Source organism: Rhizobium acaciae, assembly GCF_025941625.1.
GTDB lineage: Bacteria > Pseudomonadota > Alphaproteobacteria > Rhizobiales > Rhizobiaceae > Rhizobium > Rhizobium acaciae.
Map to the genome: position 1 here is coordinate 165,222 of NZ_JAPCZO010000002.1, position 18,875 is coordinate 184,096.

17 protein-coding genes are annotated in these 18,875 nt (G+C 61.5%); 7 read left to right on the forward strand and 10 right to left on the reverse strand.

Going from position 1 to position 18,875, the window contains the following annotated elements:
* The first annotated feature begins 7 nt into the window (after positions 1–7).
* The 3 genes from OLZ32_RS04565 (at position 8) to OLZ32_RS04575 (ending at position 3,286) form a co-directional block, all read left to right on the forward strand.
* Complete coding sequence (locus OLZ32_RS04565; RefSeq protein ID WP_264419738.1) at positions 8–784, forward strand: SDR family oxidoreductase; 777 nt, start codon at positions 8–10, stop codon at positions 782–784.
* Positions 785–799: 15 nt separating this feature from the next.
* Positions 800–1,999 (forward strand): MFS transporter, encoded by a 1,200-nt coding sequence (locus tag OLZ32_RS04570; RefSeq protein WP_264419739.1) that lies wholly within the window; start codon positions 800–802, stop codon positions 1,997–1,999.
* Between the two features lie 84 nt (positions 2,000–2,083).
* A complete protein-coding gene (locus OLZ32_RS04575) occupies positions 2,084–3,286 on the forward strand; it encodes an ROK family transcriptional regulator (protein ID WP_264419741.1) in 1,203 nt (400 codons plus the stop codon).
* 35 nt (positions 3,287–3,321) lie between these two features.
* Here OLZ32_RS04575 and OLZ32_RS04580 read toward each other — a convergent pair whose 3' ends face one another.
* Positions 3,322–4,236 carry a DMT family transporter gene (locus tag OLZ32_RS04580; RefSeq protein WP_264419743.1) on the reverse strand — a complete coding sequence of 305 codons (915 nt, stop codon included), beginning with the start codon at positions 4,234–4,236 and terminating at the stop codon, positions 3,322–3,324.
* Positions 4,237–4,514: 278 nt separating this feature from the next.
* On the opposite strand from OLZ32_RS04580, the gene OLZ32_RS04585 reads away from it, so the two are divergent.
* Positions 4,515–5,255, forward strand: a complete 741-nt coding sequence (locus OLZ32_RS04585) for a helix-turn-helix domain-containing protein (RefSeq protein ID WP_264420100.1) — start codon at positions 4,515–4,517, stop codon at positions 5,253–5,255.
* Between the two features lie 103 nt (positions 5,256–5,358).
* On the opposite strand, the gene OLZ32_RS04590 is transcribed toward OLZ32_RS04585, so the two are convergent.
* Together OLZ32_RS04590 and OLZ32_RS04595 are read right to left on the reverse strand one after the other, a co-directional pair.
* Entirely contained in the window at positions 5,359–6,360 is a 1,002-nt protein-coding gene (locus tag OLZ32_RS04590; protein ID WP_264419745.1) for an NADP-dependent oxidoreductase, read from the reverse strand.
* A 50-nt stretch (positions 6,361–6,410) separates the two neighbouring features.
* Positions 6,411–7,226, reverse strand: coding sequence for an oxidoreductase (locus OLZ32_RS04595; protein ID WP_264419747.1), 816 nt, complete (start codon positions 7,224–7,226; stop codon positions 6,411–6,413).
* An 89-nt stretch (positions 7,227–7,315) separates the two neighbouring features.
* Between OLZ32_RS04595 and OLZ32_RS04600 the strand changes: the two genes are divergently transcribed.
* Positions 7,316–7,792: a winged helix-turn-helix transcriptional regulator gene (locus OLZ32_RS04600; RefSeq protein WP_264399321.1), complete on the forward strand. Its 477-nt coding sequence runs from the start codon at positions 7,316–7,318 to the stop codon at positions 7,790–7,792.
* Between the two features lie 86 nt (positions 7,793–7,878).
* Here the strand turns inward: OLZ32_RS04600 and OLZ32_RS04605 are convergent, their stop codons facing one another.
* Genes OLZ32_RS04605 through OLZ32_RS04635 form a run of 7 tightly spaced genes read right to left on the reverse strand, consistent with a single transcriptional unit; the run spans position 7,879 to position 15,766 of the window.
* A complete protein-coding gene (locus OLZ32_RS04605) occupies positions 7,879–9,900 on the reverse strand; it encodes a beta-N-acetylhexosaminidase (RefSeq protein WP_264419749.1) in 2,022 nt (673 codons plus the stop codon).
* Positions 9,901–9,954: 54 nt separating this feature from the next.
* The gene (locus tag OLZ32_RS04610; RefSeq protein WP_011655245.1) at positions 9,955–10,425 is read right to left on the reverse strand and encodes a GNAT family N-acetyltransferase; all 471 of its coding nucleotides are present in this window, start codon (positions 10,423–10,425) and stop codon (positions 9,955–9,957) included.
* Between the two features lie 11 nt (positions 10,426–10,436).
* Positions 10,437–11,363 carry an ABC transporter ATP-binding protein gene (locus OLZ32_RS04615; protein ID WP_264419752.1) on the reverse strand — a complete coding sequence of 309 codons (927 nt, stop codon included), beginning with the start codon at positions 11,361–11,363 and terminating at the stop codon, positions 10,437–10,439.
* Complete coding sequence (locus OLZ32_RS04620; RefSeq protein ID WP_011655247.1) at positions 11,360–12,175, reverse strand: ABC transporter ATP-binding protein; 816 nt, start codon at positions 12,173–12,175, stop codon at positions 11,360–11,362. The genes OLZ32_RS04615 and OLZ32_RS04620 overlap by 4 nt, the downstream gene beginning before the upstream one ends.
* Positions 12,172–13,074 (reverse strand): ABC transporter permease, encoded by a 903-nt coding sequence (locus OLZ32_RS04625; RefSeq protein WP_011655248.1) that lies wholly within the window; start codon positions 13,072–13,074, stop codon positions 12,172–12,174. The genes OLZ32_RS04620 and OLZ32_RS04625 overlap by 4 nt, the downstream gene beginning before the upstream one ends.
* Positions 13,074–14,054 (reverse strand): ABC transporter permease, encoded by a 981-nt coding sequence (locus OLZ32_RS04630; RefSeq protein WP_011655249.1) that lies wholly within the window; start codon positions 14,052–14,054, stop codon positions 13,074–13,076. Before OLZ32_RS04630 ends, OLZ32_RS04625 begins: the two co-directional genes overlap by 1 nt.
* 20 nt (positions 14,055–14,074) lie before the next feature.
* Positions 14,075–15,766, reverse strand: coding sequence for an ABC transporter substrate-binding protein (locus OLZ32_RS04635; RefSeq protein WP_017992036.1), 1,692 nt, complete (start codon positions 15,764–15,766; stop codon positions 14,075–14,077).
* Between the two features lie 388 nt (positions 15,767–16,154).
* On the opposite strand from OLZ32_RS04635, the gene OLZ32_RS04640 reads away from it, so the two are divergent.
* Together OLZ32_RS04640 and OLZ32_RS04645 are read left to right on the forward strand one after the other, a co-directional pair.
* Positions 16,155–17,063, forward strand: a complete 909-nt coding sequence (locus OLZ32_RS04640) for a flagellin N-terminal helical domain-containing protein (RefSeq protein WP_003548048.1) — start codon at positions 16,155–16,157, stop codon at positions 17,061–17,063.
* Positions 17,064–17,294: 231 nt separating this feature from the next.
* Positions 17,295–18,836 (forward strand): DHA2 family efflux MFS transporter permease subunit, encoded by a 1,542-nt coding sequence (locus tag OLZ32_RS04645; RefSeq protein WP_264419755.1) that lies wholly within the window; start codon positions 17,295–17,297, stop codon positions 18,834–18,836.
* Positions 18,837–18,875 lie beyond the last annotated feature (39 nt).

Genomic DNA, 18,875 nt, shown 5'->3' on the forward strand with positions numbered 1-18,875 from the left:
ACGGAAAATGACGCAGTCGATAGCCATCGTTACCGGTGCTGCAGGCGATATCGGCGCGGCGATCGCCGCACGGCTCGCCAATGACCACGACGTCGTGTTGCTTGCCGACATCGATGCCGCGGCTGCGGCTGCCGTGGCATTGAAGCTCGGGCCGGGCAATCGCTTCATCGCCGTCGAATGCGATGTGACCAGCGAGACGAGCATTGCCGAATTGGCAAGACGCGCCGCCGACGTCGGCCTGGTTCGAACCCTGGTCAACAATGCCGGTGCTGCCCGCGCGACCAGCCTGCACGATACGACGCCCGAGATCTGGCGGGCGGACAATGCGCTTAATCTCGAAGCGGCATTCTTATGTTTCCGCGCATTCGAGCCCATGCTGACGGTTTCGAAGGGTTCCGTCGTCAACATCGCTTCGGTCAACGGCATGCATGTCTTCGGACACCCGGCCTATAGCGCCGCCAAGGCCGGCCTTCTGCATTTCACACGGCTGGTCGCCGTGGAATACGGCAAGTTCGGCATCCGGTCCAACGCCGTCGCCCCCGGCACGGTGAAGACGCAGGCCTGGGAAGCCCGCGCCAGCGCCAATCCGAATGTTTTCGAGGAGGCACGCCGCTGGTATCCGCTGCAGCGGGTTGTCGATCCGAAAGATGTTGCCAATGCCGTGGCCTTCCTTGCCGGCCACCAGGCCGCCTCTATCACCGGTGTCTGCCTGCCTGTCGATTGCGGCCTGACGGCAGGCCAGGCTGAGCTCGCGCGGACTTTCTCCCAATCGGAACATTACTGACATTCAGATGCCCGCATGAGCCGCCTTTTCCCCGACGTCTTCCGCAATCCGGCGATCCGCGTCAGCATGATTGCTATTTTCACCTTCGGAATGGCGGGGGCGATGACTGCGCCCTATCGTTCGGTCGTGGGTATCCGCGAATTGGGCTTGAGCGATGGTCTCTATTCCTTCCTGAGTTTCGTCTCCGCGGCGGTGAACGTCGTCATCAGCATTCTGCTCGGCAATCTCGCCGACCGGCTTGGCGAGTACCGGTCGACGATGATCGGCGCCTGCCTGTTCGGCATCGTCGGCTACGGCATGGTCTACGCCTTTCCAACTGCAGCCGTCTTCGTCATCAGCGGCTTGCTGCCCCTGCCGATCTACGGGGCGTTGAACTCGCTGCTGTTTGCCAATGCGCGCGCGGCGATGCATGGCATGAACCGAAGCGACATGGCGACGGCCAACTCCGGCGTACGCGCCATGATCTCGCTGTCCTGGGTGCTGATCCCCGGCATCACCGGCCTGCTGCTCTCTGGCGCATCGAGCATGCTGCCGGCCTACCTCTTTGCCGGCCTCTCATGCCTGCTCTGCCAGGGGATTATCGTCTTCGCCTTGCCGAAGCGCACGGCGACGGAGATGGCGGCAGTTCATCACCTCACCTATCTCGGCGCGCTGCGCCAGGTGGTTTCGCCGCGAATATCCGCGCATATTTGCGGGGTGGCGCTGATCACCAGCACGCTGCATCTCAATGACGCCCTTCTGCCGTTGATCGCCACCGGTGCAGCGCATGGTTCGCTGAGCGACGTCGGCATTCTGGTCGGCATCGTCGCATTGCTGGAAGTCGTCTTCATCATCGTCTGGTCGCGGATCGCCCGGAAGATCGGTCAGATAACGGCGCTTGCCGCCGGCACCATCATCTACACCGTGTTCCTCAGCCTTCTCGGCTTTGCCTCCGAGCCCTGGCACCTCTATGCGCTCACCTTGCTCGCAGGCATCGGAGCCGCCGCAATCATCAGCTTTCCGATCACCTATCTGCAGGATCTGATCGCCGACCGGCCGGGGCTCGGCAGCGCACTGATCTCCGTCAATATCTTTGCCAGTGCCGGGATCGGCGCGCTGGTCTTTGCCGCCGGCACCTATGTGACGGGTTATTCGGGAACCGCCATCCTCAGCGCCGTGACCGGGCTGGCCGGCATAACGCTCCTCGGCTTTCTGCAAAGACGCCATGCCCTTTGAGCAAATAAGACGTTCCGAAGAATGGAGCTTTCATCGGTGTTCGTCTTGTGACAAGGGTGACGCACCATTTGCTTTGAAGGCGACATGAAGGCAATCTCCGGCACGAATCTCGAGCAGGCCAAGTCTCACAACCGGCGTGTGGTGATCGAGGCTGTCCGCACGAACGGTCCTTTGTCGCGCGCGGCGATCGCCCGGATGACGGCGCTGACTGCCCAGACCGTGTCGAACATCGTCGAGGAGCTGGAGCGATCGCACCTTCTCGTTCCGTCCGAGGCGCAGAAGCTGGCCCGCGGCCAGCCGATCATCCCCTACTCCATTAATCCGCGCGGCGCCTATTCGATCGGCCTCGAACTTGGCCGCCAGCGCGCCAGCGGCGTTCTGACGGATCTCTCCGGCGCCGTCTGTGCACGCATCGAGCGCCACGTCGAACATCCCGATCCGCAACGGGCGATGCCGGCTCTCCAAGCAATAGTCGAGGATCTCCAGCAGGCCTTCACATTCGACCGGCAAAGGCTGCTCGGTGTCGGGATGGCTTTGCCCGGCCGTTATGCCGATGGCGGCACCACGTCGCTCAGCCCGCTGAACCTGCCCGGCTGGCAGGGTTTTCCTGTCGGGCATGAGCTGGAACAGCGGGTGAAGGTGCCGGTGCTCGTCGAAAACGACGCGACGGCAGCGGCGATCGGCGAGCGCCTGCATGGTGTCGCCCGCGGTTTGGGCAGCTTCGTCTATCTCTTCCTCGCCGGCGGCGGCGGCATCGGCGCCGGGATGTTCCTCGACGGTCACCTCTACAAGGGCAGCCGCAACAATGCCGGCGAGATCGGGCATGTCATCGTCGAACCGCATGGCAAGCTCTGCAGCTGCGGCAAGCGCGGCTGTCTGGATCGTTACGTCTCGCCGGCCGTTGCCTATGAATTCATGGGCATTGCCAATGCCGAGGAGCTGTCGCCCGACGATCTCGACGTACTGATCGCCAAGGGCGGCGAAGGTCTCGACGCCTGGTTGGATCAGGCGGTCCAGCCGCTGCGGCAGACCATCGATTTTCTGGAACTGGCCTTCGATCCGCAGACCATCGTGCTCGGCGGCAGCATATCGACATCACTGATGCTTCGGCTTGCAGAGCGGCTGGAGCCGCTGCACACTCCGATCGATCCCAACCAGAAGCGGACGGTACCTCGGGTGATGATCGGTATGACCGGCAAAGATACGGCAATCCTCGGCGCCGCCGCCCTGCCGATCTTTTCCGAAACCAATCCGCGCTTCGACGTCCTGCAAAAGCCGCTCGGCTAGCTACCTCCGTCCGGGAGATTGCCGAGGCCGGCCTCTCATCCGCCTGCGGGCAGCCTTGCATCTGACTGCGGCGGGCGACGGGCTAGAGGTCGCGCAAAGATGACCACGTTGCCGAGAAGCGTCAGCGCCAGGCCGATCAGGCCCAGACCGCTCCAGTGGTAGCCCTCGAAGACCGTCGACAATGACAGGGCGACGATCGGGAACAGCACGGTGGCATAGGCAGCGCGTGAGGAGCCGATGCGGGACACCAGCATGAGGTAGGTGGTGAAGCCGATCACCGATCCGATTGCCGCGAGATAGAGCATGGCGGCAAGGTAGGTGATGTCAGGCGGCGCGACGATCGGCGTTTGCGTCACGGCAATCAGGAAGAGGAGGACGATCGCGCCATAGGTCATGCCCCAGGCATTGGCGGTCAGCGGTGAGATTCCGACCGCGCTGTTTCGACGCGATGCCATATTGCCCAGCGAGAAGAACAGCGTGCCAAGCGCTGCGAGCCCGATCCCTTTTAACGTGCCCATATCGAAATCGACGACAACGTCCTGTCCGAAAAGCAGCAGAAGCCCGGTTGCTCCGAGCGCCGCTGCGAGAAGCGTGCGGCCCGTAATGCGGTCGCCGAAGAAGAGGCGCGCATTGACGGCATTGTAAATCGTTGCGAGCGAGAAGATCACGGAGATCAGCCCGGACGGGATGGAGGCGGCGGCGTTGTAGAAACAGATGAAATTGAGGCTGAACAGGCAGAGTGCTTGCGCCAGGATGAAAGGTTGATCGCGCAAGGCAGGGAGCTTGAGCTGCCGCATGACAGCCAGGATGGCGACGAGGATCACTGCTGCGACCGCAAATCTGTAAAAGACCGAGACCAGGACCGGCACGGGACCGACCTGCATCGCAATGGCGATCCAGGTCGTCCCCCATATGAGAACGGTCGCGATGAAGAGAGCGGCATTTGCCATGAAGAGATCCTCGTTTTCTCGACGAATAGGCGAACCGTGAGCAGGTCTCTTGCAGATTCTTGCTATGAAATCGCTTTGCCCGGACTTCCCCGCTCGCCATGCAGGCCGTCCACCGGTAATGTTTGCAAGGCGTGGCCAGGTGTGGGGAAGAATTGGTGAAGGATAGCCGCCTTTCGGTTTTTAGGTTTTTGTCGGCATCTCCCACTGCACGGATGTCACAGTCGATCGATTTGGGTTTCGGTCGATCAGCTGCCATCTGGAGCAATGCACACGACAGGATGAGCTATGAGCGGCCGAACGGTCATACGTTCAGTCTTTATCTGAGAGGCGGGGCCGGAACGCGTCGTCTGGATGGCAGCCCCGCCGCGCGAGGCCGTGCGGGAGTCCTGTGCATCATGCCGCAGGGGCACTCGTCCGAATGGGAAATCACCGACTTCTTCGAATTCGTCCATCTGTATGTTCCCGACGATCAGATGCGCCGGATGTTTGCTGAGACGTTTGACCGCGATGCTCGGCTCATGGCTCTTCCCGAAGTAACTTTCGCAGATGCACCCGCCTTGGCGCACACGCTTCGGCAGATGACGAAAGCGATGTTGGCGGGCGGTCATCTGCTGGCTGAAGAAGCAATGACGCAGGCGATCAACGATTTCTTCGTTGATCCGCGTTATGGAGGAATGCGTCCCTGCGCGATCAGCGGCGGGCTCGCTCCTCATGTGCGGCGCCGGAGTCTGGAGTATATCGAGGCCCATCTCGGTGAGACAATCCGCTTGCAGGATCTGGCGGCGATCGGGCAGCTCAGCGCCTTTCATTTTCAGCGAATGTTCCGGGCAAGCTATGGTGTGTCCCCACATGGCTGGGTGGCTCACCGGCGTGTCGAGCGCGCCAAATCGATGTTATCAGGCATGGACCCGATCGCGCAGATCGCTTCGGCCTGCGGCTTCAGCAGCCAGAGCCACATGACACGGGCATTCAAGTTGGGCACCGGCGTCACACCCTCTGCCTACCGGCAACGACAGTGAAGCTCCGTCGCTCGGCCGCACTTCTCTTTTCAAAAACCAATCCGCGCTTCGACGTTTTGCAAAAGCCGCTCGGCTGAGCCGAGGGCTGATCGGCCTCCAGACGTCACTTCATCGCGATGACGACCTTCCCCTTGACGCGTCCCGTTTCCACATAGTCCAGCGCCTCGTTGGTCTTCTCGAACGGGAAGGCCCGGTCGATGACGGGGCGGATGGCGCCCGCCTCGATCAGCGCGGTGATCTTGCCGAGTTGCGCGCCGTTTGCCGTCATGAAGAGGAAGGAATAGCCGATCCCCCGGCGTTTCGATTTCCGCCGGATGCCGAAGCTCAGGAAGCGCATGACCTGCTGCAGCAGCCAGCCGAAACCGTTTTTCCTGGCGAAATCGGGATCGGGCGGACCTGATATCGAGATCAGTTTGCCGCCGGGCTTCAGGACGGCGAGCGATTTCTCCAGGGTCTCCTTGCCAAGGCTGTTCAGCACGACGTCATAGCCCTTCAGCACTTTTTCGAAATCGTCCTTCTTGTAATCGACCACCACGTCGGCGCCGAGGCTTTTCACCAGATCGATATTTGCCGTGCTCACGGTCGCCGCCACATGGGCGCCGAGATGTTTGGCAAGCTGGATCGCGATGGTGCCGACGCCGCCGGAGCCCGCATGGATCAGCACCCTCTGGCCTTTCTGCAGCGTGGCGCGCTCGACCAGTGCCTGCCATGCAGTCAGCGCCACAAGCGGAATGGATGCGGCCTCTTCCATGCTGAGATTGGCGGGCTTCAGCGCAACATCGGCAGCGTCGATGGCGATATACTCGGCGAAGGTGCCGATGCGATCCTGGTCAGGACGCGCATAGACCTCGTCGCCGGGTTTGAATTGCCGGACATTGGCGCCTACCCGGACCACGACGCCGGCGACATCATTGCCGAGCACCAAGGGAAGCCGGTAAGGCAGGATCAGCTTGAACTCTCCGTCCCGGATCTTGGCATCCAGCGGGTTCACGCCAGCGGCATGGATCTCGACCATGACGTCATTCTCGCGCAGTTGCGGTTCAGGGCTCTGGCTGAGCCTGAGGGCGCCGCCTTTCTTGTAGCGATCGATCAGGAATGCTTTCATGAGGGCGAACTTTCGTTTCTGTGGTCAGCCGGCGGGGCAGCAAGCTACGATCAACCGGGAAGTTTGTTGAATTTCCGGAGGCTCTTGTCGACGAAGGACTCGGGCAGGAAGCGGCGGATGAAACGCACTTGTCCTGCTGCTTTCCCGGCCGTGTAGCGTCTCTTCGGCGATGGCGCATTGGCGGCCTTGACGACGGTTGCGGCGACCACCTCGGGCGCATCGCCTTTCGAAACGATCTCGCGCATCAGCTTCTCCGCGTCGGCGCGCACTGCGTCATAGACGGCAAGCGGCCGATCGGGGCGCGTGATGTTCTCCTCGAAGGAGGTGCGGGTGACACCCGGTTCGACGAGCACGACGCGGATACCCTGTGTGCGCACTTCATGATCGAGGGATTCCGAATAACCTTCGATCGCGTGCTTGGTTGCTGCGTAGAGCGCGTTGAAGGGCGCCGGGATCAGCCCAAGGATCGAGCTCAGGTTGACGATCCGGCCGCTGTGCTGCCGCCGCATCACCGGCAGCACGGCATTGGTCATGCGCATCGTACCGAAGACGTTGACGTCGAATACGAATTTGGCCTGCGCCGTCGTCGATTCCTCGGCGCCGCCGAGCAGGCCGATCCCGGCATTGTTGACGAGAAGATCGATTCGTCCCGTGCGTTTCAGAATCTCGTCGACGACGCCCTGCACGGATTGATCGTCGATGACGTCGCAGACCAGCATGGTGATGCCGTCGGCAGTGTCAGCCATCGGCTTTCGGCTGGTGCCGAACACCCGGTAACCATCGCGTAGCAAGGCCTTCGCCGTCACCAACCCGATACCGGAGGAAGCCCCGGTGACCAGCGCAATGCCGCGTTCTCTTTTGCTCATCGACGTCTGCCTTCATTTTGTCGTGGAACGTTCATGGGCATTCTGTTACTATCAAATCGATAGCAAGTCACTACTAAAAAGATATCGACATGAAGAATCTTTCCGAACAGCCCTGCCTGATCGCCCGCAGCCTGGCGCTCGTCGGCGATGCGTGGAGCATGCTGATCATGCGCGACGCCCATGCGGGGCTGACCCGCTTCGATGAATTTCGCAAAAGCCTCGGCATCGTCCCGACAATGCTGACAGGGCGGCTGTCATCGCTGACCGAGGAAGGACTGTTGGAAAAACGCCGCTATTCCGAGCGTCCGCCGCGCGACGAATATGTGCTGACGGAAGCCGGCCGCGACTTTCTGCCGGTGCTGTTTGCAATCGGCGCCTGGGGCCGCAAGCACCGCGGCGGCGGTGGAGTCACCCGCTTCTTCGACGTCGAGACCGGAACGGAGATCGATCCCGTCACCATCGACCGCGTGACCGGCGCGCCGATTGGAACACGTCCTATTCGTATCGCCGCACCCGGATGCGAGCTGCCTGCGGCAGATGAAGCGGCACCTGACAACGCCCTTTGAAAGCGATGTCAGTATCCCCCGCCATCACCGCCTCCGGCGATGGCAAGGGTGATCCTCAAATAAAGCCCGCGGCGCCAATCCGGGCGCTACGACTGCTGCAGCCCGTAGAGCAGCGGCATCAGTCCTGCGAGCGCCCTGAAACGCTCCCACGACTTGGATGACGGCTTCGTCCAGCCCGTTTCGGCAAGTGCGGAAAGGCGCGGAAAGACGAGGCGGTCGAAAACGGCGCGATCCGTCATCGGCTCGGACCAGATGCAGGCCTGGATGCCGAGGAGTTTCTGTTTCTGGCTCGCCGTCCAGCCGCCGATGGGGTCGAAATTGTAGAGTTTCTCGGCATCCGAGGTGCCGGCCCAGCTGGCGCCGGGCTCATCCCAGTCGGGCCTCAGCGCCATGTCGAGGTAATAGACCTGTCCGGGGCAGACGACGATTTCGTAGCCGCGCTCGGCAAGTTCGGCCGAGACCTCGACATTGCGCCAGCTGCAGAGGTAGCTCTTCGATTTGTCGATGACATCGCCGTGGGCAGCCTCTTCCCAGCCGCCGGTGATGCAGTCCTTGCTCGCAAGGAAGCGCTGGACGCGGCTCAGGAACTCCGCCTGCAGGATGGCGGCACCCGAGCCGTGGATGTCGTCGGCGCCGTGGGTATTGGTCACCACGTTCAGCCGCTTGGCATGCGCATCGGCAACCTCGTCGCCCGCCACGCTGCGCAGGCGCTCGAGCGCTTCCGGCGAGCCGGACCACGCGCCGAGCGGCACTTCGTCGGCGCCGAGATGGATGGTCTTAAATGGAAAGAGCTCGATGAGTTCCAAGAGGATCGTCTCTATGATCTCATAGGTCTGCTCGCGGGCCGGATTGATGCAATTGTCGGGAAAGCCCTGAACCGAATAATAGCTGCCGACCTCGGCCGGATCGCGCAACTCCGGTATCGCCTGCAGCATGGCGTAGCAATGGCCGGGGACATCGATCTCCGGCACGATCTCCACGCCGAAGCTCTTGGCATGGGCGACGATCTCGCGGATCGCGGCCTTGGTGTAATAACCGCCGGTGCGGGCCGGGCTCGAACCGAGTAGCGGCGGAACGGCAAGACCGTGGCCGCGCCAGGCACCCACCGCCGTTAAATCAGGATAGGCGTCGATCTCGACGCGCCATGCTTCGTCGTCGGAAAGGTGCCAGTGGAAGCGGTTGAGCTTGTTCCAGGCAAGCACCGCCACCAGCTTCTTGACCTCGGCCGCGCCATAGAACTGGCGGGCGACGTCGAGATGCAGGCCGCGCCAACCCATCGACGGCTCATCGACGATCTCGCCGGAGGCCGGGAACTGGAAGACCTCGGGATGCAGCCTTGCACCGCGCCAGATCTGACCGAGCGTGACGAGGCCGTAGAGGAAGCCGGTCTGGCTGCTGGCCTCGATCGTGATCGTCTCACCCTCGAAGCTCAGCCGATAGGCCTCTGGCCCGAGCCCGGCGGCATCCTTCAGGGCAACCGGAACCGCGCCTTCCGCCTCGCTCCGCACGATGCCTTCGACCGCGAAGAGATGCTCGACCAGCGCTGCGAAGTTTCGTGTTGCCGCCTCCCCTTCAGCGCTCTGCGCCTGCGGCGCAAAACCGGCCGGCAGCGGACGGCGGGAAGTGACCGCTACATGGTTCGGCCAGGGGATGATCGACACATGAACTGGCGCATTGACGGGCACCGGATAGATCTCGGCGCCACGCTTCAATGGGGCGTTACTGACCGAAGATCGCGTCGGCTCGATGGTGAGCACGATCGTGCTGCCATCGGAAAGCGCGAGATAGCCGCTCGTTGCGCCGTCCGTCCAGTGGCGGAACTGCCAGCTCAGCGCGTAGACCGATATCGTCCACGTCTCGCCGGCGCCGAGGACGAAGTTGGCCGGTGGCTGGAATTCGGTGAAATTCGAGAGCCGCTGCGAAACCGTGGCGCCTTCGACACGCCCGGCCGGATCGACGCGACCCGGGCCACTGACGCAGAGGGAGAAATTCGAAAGCGGTTCGGTGCTGAGGTTTTTGAGGCGCAGGACGTAGGAAAATTCCTTGCCATCCGCAGGCGGGTTCCAAAGGGTTTCAAGCCGCAGGGTTTTCGGTCGCGATGTGGACATGGTCACTCTTTCCTCTTGAAGATCTGGCCTTTTTGACGATCGGGCCCTTTGAAATCAGCTCTTGAGCATTCCGGCGTAAATGCCGGGAGCGGAATTGGGGATCGGCATGGCCCCGACAGCTTTTTCGTAAAAGGCAGAAGGGCCGACATCGCCGATGATCGCATAGGCATAGCCCATCGCTTTCAGGTCGTTCAGGCTTGCAAAAAGCAATGCCCGGCCGATGCCGAGCCCGCGAAGCCCTTCGTCGACGCCCGTCGGTCCGAAGAAGCCCCGCGCCGTCGCTTCATGGCAGGAAAAACCGACGAGCTTCTGCTCGCGTGTAGCGATGAAGCAGCTCGGCGGCTGGCGGGTCATCGCGACGGATGCCTCGCTCGCCCATCCCTCACCGAATTGTTCTGCGATCCAGCCAGTGATCAGCCGGAATTCCGGCGGCAGGGCCCGCCGGATCGCCACACCCTCGCGCGCCATTCGTTCGGGCGACTGACTGTCCTGCGGCAGGGTGGAGAGGTTGACGAGATAGTCCACTTTGCCATCCTTCAGCTGGATACGCCGAGTGCGCGTATGAAATGGTTGGAGCCGACCTGCTCGATGACAGTCGATTCCGGACGGCTGAGCGAGCGTACCTTTTCCGCCTGTTCGAGGAAACGCGCGCTTCCGCCGGTCACGAAGGGTCTGCTGCCATCCGGAACGGCTGAAAGCAGCAATCTTGTATAGGGATGGCGCGGATCGGACAGAACCGTATCGGTGTCGCCCCATTCGACCATCTGGCCGGCGAACATGACAACGATCTCTTCGGCCACGTGCGCTGCCGTCGCGATGTCGTGGGTGATATAGAGCATGGCCAGGTCATTTTCCCGTTTCACCGTCGCGAGCAGATCGAGAATGTCCTTGCGGATGGAGACATCGAGCATCGAGGTTGGCTCATCGGCCACCAGCACACTCGGCGCGACGGCGAGCGCCCGGGCGATATTCACCCGCTGCCGCTGGCCGCCCGAGAGCTCATGCGGGAATTTCTGCCTGGTCAAACCGGGCTCCAGCCCGACGCTTGTCAGCAGGCGGGCAATCTCTTCGGCAAGATCCGCCCTGGAGCCGCTCTGCCGATGCAATTGCAGAGGCCGCGCCAGATGATGGCTGACCGTAAAGGCCGGGTTGAGCGACGAGAACGGATCCTGGAAGACCATCTGCACCTCCCTGCGGTACTGATGCTCATCCTTCGCCTCGCCGCGGGCGGCCAGATCCTGCTCGCGGAAAAACAGCCTGCCGCCCGTCGGCTTGTCCAAGCGCGCAATGATGCGGGCGCAAGTCGTCTTGCCGCAGCCGGATTCGCCGACCAGCGCCAATGCCCGACCGGGAAAGAGCGAGAAGGACACACCTTTCAGCGCGTGTATCGGGCCGAAATTACGCTGGATATTTTCGAGCCGGATCACGGCATCGGTGACAACAGGATTTGCCTCCGCCTTCATGCCAAGACTCCCGAGTGATGCGGATTGCCCGGAAGCTGGGGAATGGCATTCCAAAGCTTGCGGGTATAATCGTGCAGCGGCGCCTGGGCGACCTGGTGCACGTCGCCGACTTCGACGAGTTCGCCCTTCAGCATGACACCGATCCGCTGGCAGAGCTGCGCCATCAGATGCAGGTCATGGGTGATGAAGAGCACCGAGAAACCATAGGTCCGCTGCAGATCGACGACCTGCTCGAGGATCTCCCGCTGCACAACCACGTCGAGAGCCGTCGTCGGCTCATCCATGATGATAAGCTCGGGCCTCAGCGCCAGGCAGATGGCGATGACGATGCGCTGGCGCATGCCACCGGAGAACTGGTGCGGGTAATCGCCAATGCGATGCGTGGGAATGCCGACGAGGCGGAACATCTCCTCGCCGCGAGCCCTTGATTCCTCATGTGAGCAACCGGTGTGCCGGCGCAGAACGTCATGGAATTGCGCCTCGACCCGCATCAGCGGATTGAGCGAATTCATCGCGCTCTGGAAAACCATGCCGATGCGCTTCCAGCGGATTCTCTGCAACTCGCGTTCCGGCAGCCTCAGGAGATCTTGTCCGTCGAGCCTTATGCTGCCGCCGCTGATCCAGGCGGGTGCCTTGGAAAGACGGGTGATGGCATAGGCAATCGTGCTCTTGCCGCAGCCGGATTCGCCAGCGAGCCCGAAGATCTCGCCGCGGCCGATATTGAAGGAGACCTCCTTCACGGCGCGGAATTCCCCCTTGTCGACGAGATAGTCGACGTTGAGCTTGTCGATTTCCAGAAGATTGTCGCTCATCGGCCGAGCTCCAGTTCCCGGTTGCGGGCGCGGGTGAGACGGAACCAGCGGGTCAGCGCCGGGCCGGAGCGGAGCTGCGGGTTGGCGATCTCGTCGAAGGTGAAATTCAAAAGCGCAAGGCCGAGGCCGGTTACCGCGATGCCGAGCGCCGGCACGCCGATATCCCACCATGCGCCGACCATGATTGCCGAAGAATTCTGGGCATTGTAGAGCATCGTGCCCCAGGAGACTTTCAGGGGATCGCCGAAGCCGAGATATTCGAGCGTCGTCTGGGCAACGATGGCGTAGATGATGCTGCCGACGAGATTGATGCCGATCAGCGTCGTCAAGTTCGGCAGGATTTCCACGAAGATGATACGCCAGGCCGGTTCGCCAATCATCTTGGAGGCCGTGACGAAATCACGATTGCGAAGGGCCATCGTCTGCGACCGCGTCATGCGGGCGCCCCAGGGCCAGGAGGTCAGCGCTATGATCGTCATGATGGTCATCGGCCCCACGGTGCCGGCGAAGGAGGCGAGCAGGATCAAAAGCGGCATGTTCGGGATGACAAGCACGGCATTCGTCGCAAGATCGAGCACCGCATCGGTCTTGCCGCCGGCATAACCGGCGATGAGGCCGATGGCTGTGCCGAGAACGGTGATGGCAATGCCCGTGGCAAAGCCGACGGAGAGCGAGCTGCGAGCGCCCCAGACGAACTGGCGATAGACATCCCGCCCCATCTTCGTGGTGCCCATGACATGTTCGATCGACGGCGGCTGGTGCGAGCGCCCGACACGCGCTCCGGGCTCGCCGGGCGCAACGATCGGCGCAAACAGCGCCATCAGCCACAGAGCCATAATGATGACGAGGCCGGCCAGCGCTTTTTTCTGTCTGAGGATAGACCTTAGCCCGAAGTTCATTAGACCGCCTCCCGCAATCTGGGATCGACGAGCCCGTAGATGATGTCGACGAGGAAGTTGGCGCCGAGCGTTGCGAGCGTCATCAGCAGCAACTGTCCCTGGATGACGGGGTAATCGCGGGCGATGCTCGCGGTATAGAGCGTCAGTCCCAACCCCGGATAGTTGAAGACGATCTCGGTGACGATCGACCCGCCGAAGACGGCGCCGAGCATCAGCGCCAGGTTGGTCAAAACGGGAAGCATGGCATTGCGCGCGCCATAACCGAACATGACCTGAAGGTGGCTGAGCCCCTTCGCACGGCCCATGGTCACGTAGTCTTCGCCGAGCACCGAGATCATCGACGAGCGCATCGTCGTCTGGAATTCGCCGATCAGAAACGGCGAGAGTGTCAGGACCGGCAGGATGGCATGCATGAACACGCTGCCCGCGAAGGTGAAATTGAAGGCGGGATCGAGGTTCGGATCATAGGCGTAGCCGACCGGAAACCAGCGTAGCGAGACCGCAAAGACGAACAGCGTCGTCAGCGCCACGATAACGGGCGGCACCGAAATCATGATCACGGAAAGCGGCGAGACGATCGTGTCGAAGCGCCCGCCGCGGCGCCAGGCCGAAACAGCGCCCAGCACGACGCCGACGCAGAGCGAGAAGATGATCGCGGTGGTGACAAGGAAGACCGTCCAGAGCGTCGAGCGGCCGAGAACCTGGGCGACGGTCTGGGGATAATATTTGACCGAGACGCCCAGATCGAGGGTCGCAAGCCCCTTGAGGTAATCGACGAATTGCCAAAGCATCGGCTGGTCAACCGCGCCGAAGCGCGCTTTGATCGCCTCGATCGCGGCCGGTGTTGCCCGCGGGCCGAGTTGGGCAACCATGGCATCGACGGGGCTCCCCGGCATAAGCCGGGGAAGAATGAAGTTCACGACGATCGCAAACGCCAAGGCGACTGCATAGACGCCGAGGCGCCGGCTCGAAACACGCATGTCTGCACCTCCCGCGAGGTTTATTGGACCGGGGTGAGGCGCAGCAGATGCATCAGGCGCATGCGGTTGTTGTCATGATCCTCCGGATTCATGACGGGATCCTTGTCGGTGACCCAGCCGGTGAAGCGCTTGCTCGAGAACTGATACCAGGTCGGCCCGTTGAAGACAGGCACAACGGGGAAGTCGTCGGCGACCAGCAGCTGGATGTCGTTGAAGATCTTCTTGTGATCGTCCTGCGACGTCGCCTTCAGATACTGATCGAAAAGGGCGTCCAGCTTCGGGTTCGAATAGCGCGAGGGCGCGCCGGTGATGCGCCCGCCATAGGCGGTCGAAAGGTTCTGGTAATAGCCGCGGAACGGCGTTGCGGCATCGGCGCGGGAGTTCATGACGACCTCGAAGCTGCCGTCGAGGATCTGCTTGCGCCACTGCTCATATTCAGGCGTGGTGACGGATGCGTTGATGCCGGCGGCACGCAGTCCTTCGACGGCGATCTGAACGGCGTCGATCCAGTCAGTCCAGCCATTCGGAACGATGATCGGGAAGGCGATCGGCTTGCCGCTCGGCGTCGCGCGGAAGCCGTCGGCGCCCTTCTTGTAGCCGGCATCATCGAGAATCTTGTTGGCCTTCTCGGTATCGAAGCCCATGAAGGCATCCTTGTCGCCCTCGGCATCTTTGTTGCGCCAGCTCTCAAAACGCGGCGGCAGGCCGGACGCATGCTCGTTGACGACGGGATAGCCGAAGCCCGCAATATCGACCATCGACGTGCGGTCCATGGCAAGGCTGAAGGCATGGCGGAAGTTCAGGTCCTTGTAGGCCTCGAGGTTGCCTTCATTGCCGCTCTTGAAGTTCATCTGGAAGGCGACGGTCTCGGCCGGCGGCTGCCAATAGCCGTTGTGATCAGGATCGAGCGCGACGAATGTCTTGTCGATCTGGGGGATGAAGGAGCCGATCCAGTCCATATTGCCTTCCGGCAGGATTGCAAGCATCTGGTCGTTGCCCGAGATCTGCGGCAGCCTGAGGCAATCGACGTGCAGCGAGGCGGCATCCCAGTAGTTCGGGTTGCGGCATTGCTCGTAGACCTGCGGCGTGAACCGGCGCAGCTCCGTCATCGGCCCGGAACCGACCGGCTTCTCGTTCTTGAAGGCTACCGGATCGGAAACGTCCTTCCAGATATGCTCGGGAACGACGGCGAGGTCGGCAAGCGATTCCGGGAAATCGGAGTTCACGGCCTTGAGATTGACCCTGACCTCGGTCGCCGACGGCGCCTCAACGGAGGCAACGGTCTCGCCGACGCCGACAGTGTCGAGCGCGGCGTTCTTCAGCATCAGATCGATCGTGTATTTCATGTCGGCCGAGGTCAGCGGCTGCCCGTCGGACCATTTGACGCCGGGGCGAAGCTCGTAGGTGATCGACTTCATGTCATCGGAGAATTTATAGCTGGTCGCCAGGCGAAACACTGGTTTGCCACCATCCTCGGCATTGAAGATCACCAGGGGCTCGTAGATGAAATCCATCGTGCTCTGCCGGCGGCCGGCAAGGTCGAACGGATTGAAGTTCTGAACCCAGCTGCTCTGCTCCTCGATATGCATCGTCAGCACCGACTCTGCCGCTGCACCGCCGGCCGCGAAAGCGACGAGCGCCGTCAAAGCGGTTGCCGCCGCCAAGCCAGCGCGCATGGAATTGTTGCGGATTGCACTCTTGCTCAATCTCATTCCAGCGTTCCCCTTGTTGCTTATTTTTGAAGTCAATCAAATTGATTTAATATTGATAGTCAGTTTACCGTCGGCGCGTCAATTGCCGCTCTCAAATTTCTGCATCGACCTTCCGGATCAGCTCTTCGGCAGATCCAGGCACGATTTGGCTCATGGGATGGCCGGCGAATCCGGGCCTTCCGAGGTTTCACGTCCCGTTCCGAGAAAAAATAACGAGCCATGCTCGTTCGCGTTAACCATTAAGGTACTTTTAAGTACGATAATTAACCCAACGATGGCGAATTGATCTTCAACAACACAGGTCGATAAGCATGAGGCTGCTCGCCACGGCCGGGACGTTCCCCCCGGATGCACCACATTCAACTTTTAAGAGCGGGTCGAATTTCCCATGACGAGCATCAATACGAACAATTCAGCGATGTCTGCCCTTCAGACGCTGCGCAGCATCAACTCCAATCTCGAAACGACACAGAATAGTGTTTCTACCGGTTATCGGGTCGATACAGCATCCGATAACGCCGCTTACTGGTCGATCGCAACCACGATGCGGTCCGACAACAAGGCGCTCTCCGCCGTGTCCGACGCGCTCGGCCTCGGCGCGGCCAAGGTCGATACTGCTTACACGGCCATGGACAGTGCGATCGACGTCGTCGACGAGATCAAGGCCAAGCTGGTGGCAGCGACCGAGGACGGTGTCGACAAGTCCAAGGTCCAGGAAGAAATCAGTCAGCTGCAGGAGCAACTGATGAGCATAGCCCAGTCGGCGTCGTTCTCGGGTGAGAACTGGGTCGCCGGCGCTGACGGCACGATGAGCGTCGTATCCTCCTTCGTTCGCGACGGCTCCGGCGCCGTTTCCGTCAAGATGACTGAATATGCTTTGGACACCAGCTCCGCCGGCAATGTGCTGTTCGGCATGAACGGCGGGTCGATCGAAACCTCCACGGGTATCCTCGGAACGGCTGATGCAAACGGCGATTCCGTTTACTCGCTCGACATTACCGACTTTACCACCGGTCAGATCCAGTCGGCGCTGTCGACCATCGAATCCGCGCTGTCGGCAATGACCTCTGCCGGTGCGCAGTTGGGTTCGATCTCTACGCGCATCGACCTGCAGGAAGACTTCGTCAGTGCGCTTTCCGATTCGATCGACTCGGGCGTCGGGCGGCTGGTCGATGCCGACATGGAGGAGGAGTCGAGCAAACTCTCCGCCTTGCAAACACAACAGCAGCTTGCGATCCAGTCGCTATCGATCGCCAATTCGTCGTCGCAGAATATCCTGTCGCTCTTCCGCAGCTAAGCCCCGGACAAATAGGACGCTCGGACCAAATCCATTGAACAGAGGATCGAGCCTGACCCACCCGGTCAGGCTCGATCGCAATTGGGGATGCCTACAGCGCCGCTGTCTTTCAGACGCGGCGCTGCATCATTTTGAAATGCTGCATATTTTACTCTCGATCGATTCCGATTTAAGGAATTCTGCAGTAGTCTTCGCACTCTGGGCGGAGAATGCAGCTCGCGGGATCATCGCATGTCGGAACGACTTGAATCTGCCCGCCCTGATGAAGCGCCCGCCATCGTCTGGCTCGGCTTCATGGCGATGTGCGTCGGCATGTTCATGGCGATCCTCGACGTCCAGGTGGTGGCGACATCGCTGCCGACCATCCAGTCGGCGCTGGATATCGATCCGGATCAGATGAGCTGGATACAGACGGCCTATCTCATTGCCGAAGTGGTGGCGATCCCGCTCACCGGCTTTTTGACGCGGCTTCTGACGATGCGATGGCTGTTCGTTACCGCCATCAGCCTGTTCGTCGCAGCCTCCGCCGGCTGTGCGATGAGCGGCAGCTTCGGTGAGCTGGTCGCCTGGCGGGTGCTTCAGGGTTTTTCCGGCGGAACCCTGATCCCCTCGGTGTTTTCGGCCGTGTTCATTCTCTTTCGGAACGAGCGCCAGGCGCTTGCGACGACGATCGCCGGCGTTCTCGCGGTTTTGGCCCCGACCGTCGGACCGATCGCCGGCGGATGGCTGACTGAGACCTATTCCTGGCACTGGCTGTTCCTGATCAACATCCTTCCAGGCATTGCCTCGGCAATCCTGGCGGCACGGTCCCTGCCGAGGCAGGCGACCGATCCGTCCGAACTCAGGCGTCTCGACGGCCTGTCGCTTCTGCTGATGGCAACCGCGCTGACGAGCCTGGAACTCAGCCTGAAAGAGGCGCCGACGAGCGGCTGGATCTCGGCCTATGTGCTCAGTCTGCTGGCGGTCTGCCTTGCGTCGGGAGGTGTCTTCATCTGGCGAACGCTGCGCAGAGACCGGCCGATCGTCGATCTCGGAAATTTCGGCGATCGAAACTTTCTTGTCGGCTCGGTTCTGAGCTTCGTGCTCGGCATCGGCCTCTTCGGTTCGGTCTATCTCATGCCGGTCTTTCTCGCTTTCATCAGAGGACATGACGCCCTCCAAATCGGCATGACGATGCTGGTCACCGGCGTCGCGCAGCTGATCACGGCGCCGATCGCGGTCGCGCTGGAGAAGCGGATGGACGCGCGATTGCTGTCGGCCGCCGGTTTCGCGCTCTTTGCGATCGGTGTCGGGATGAGCGCCTTTCAGGATCCTCGTTCGGATTATGACGCGATGTTCTGGCCGCAGGTGGTGCGCGGCGTCGCCATCATGTTCTGCCTGCTGCCACCGACGCGACTAGCGCTCGGCACTCTGCCGCCAGACCGCATTCCCGACGCGAGCGGACTTTTCAACCTGATGCGCAATCTCGGAGGGGCCATCGGCATCGCTCTCATCGACACCATTATCTACACGCGCTCGGAGCCGCTGGGACAGGGTCTCTGGACCCGCCTTCAAGCCGGCGACGTCGAGGCTGCGACATTCGTCGGCGCGCCTCTTCAGACGATATCCGGGCATAGCGGCAGCTTCGACGCGGATACCACGGCGCTGCTTGATCCGCTGATCCAGACCGCGGCAAGCGTCCAGGCGATCAACGAAGCCTGGATGGTGATTGCCGTCCTGACCGGCTGCGCCCTGCTCTCAGTGCCCTTTGCCAGGCGGCCAAAGTCAACGTGAAAACCAGGTTGACGAAACCGCTTTAAGAGAATCAACTAA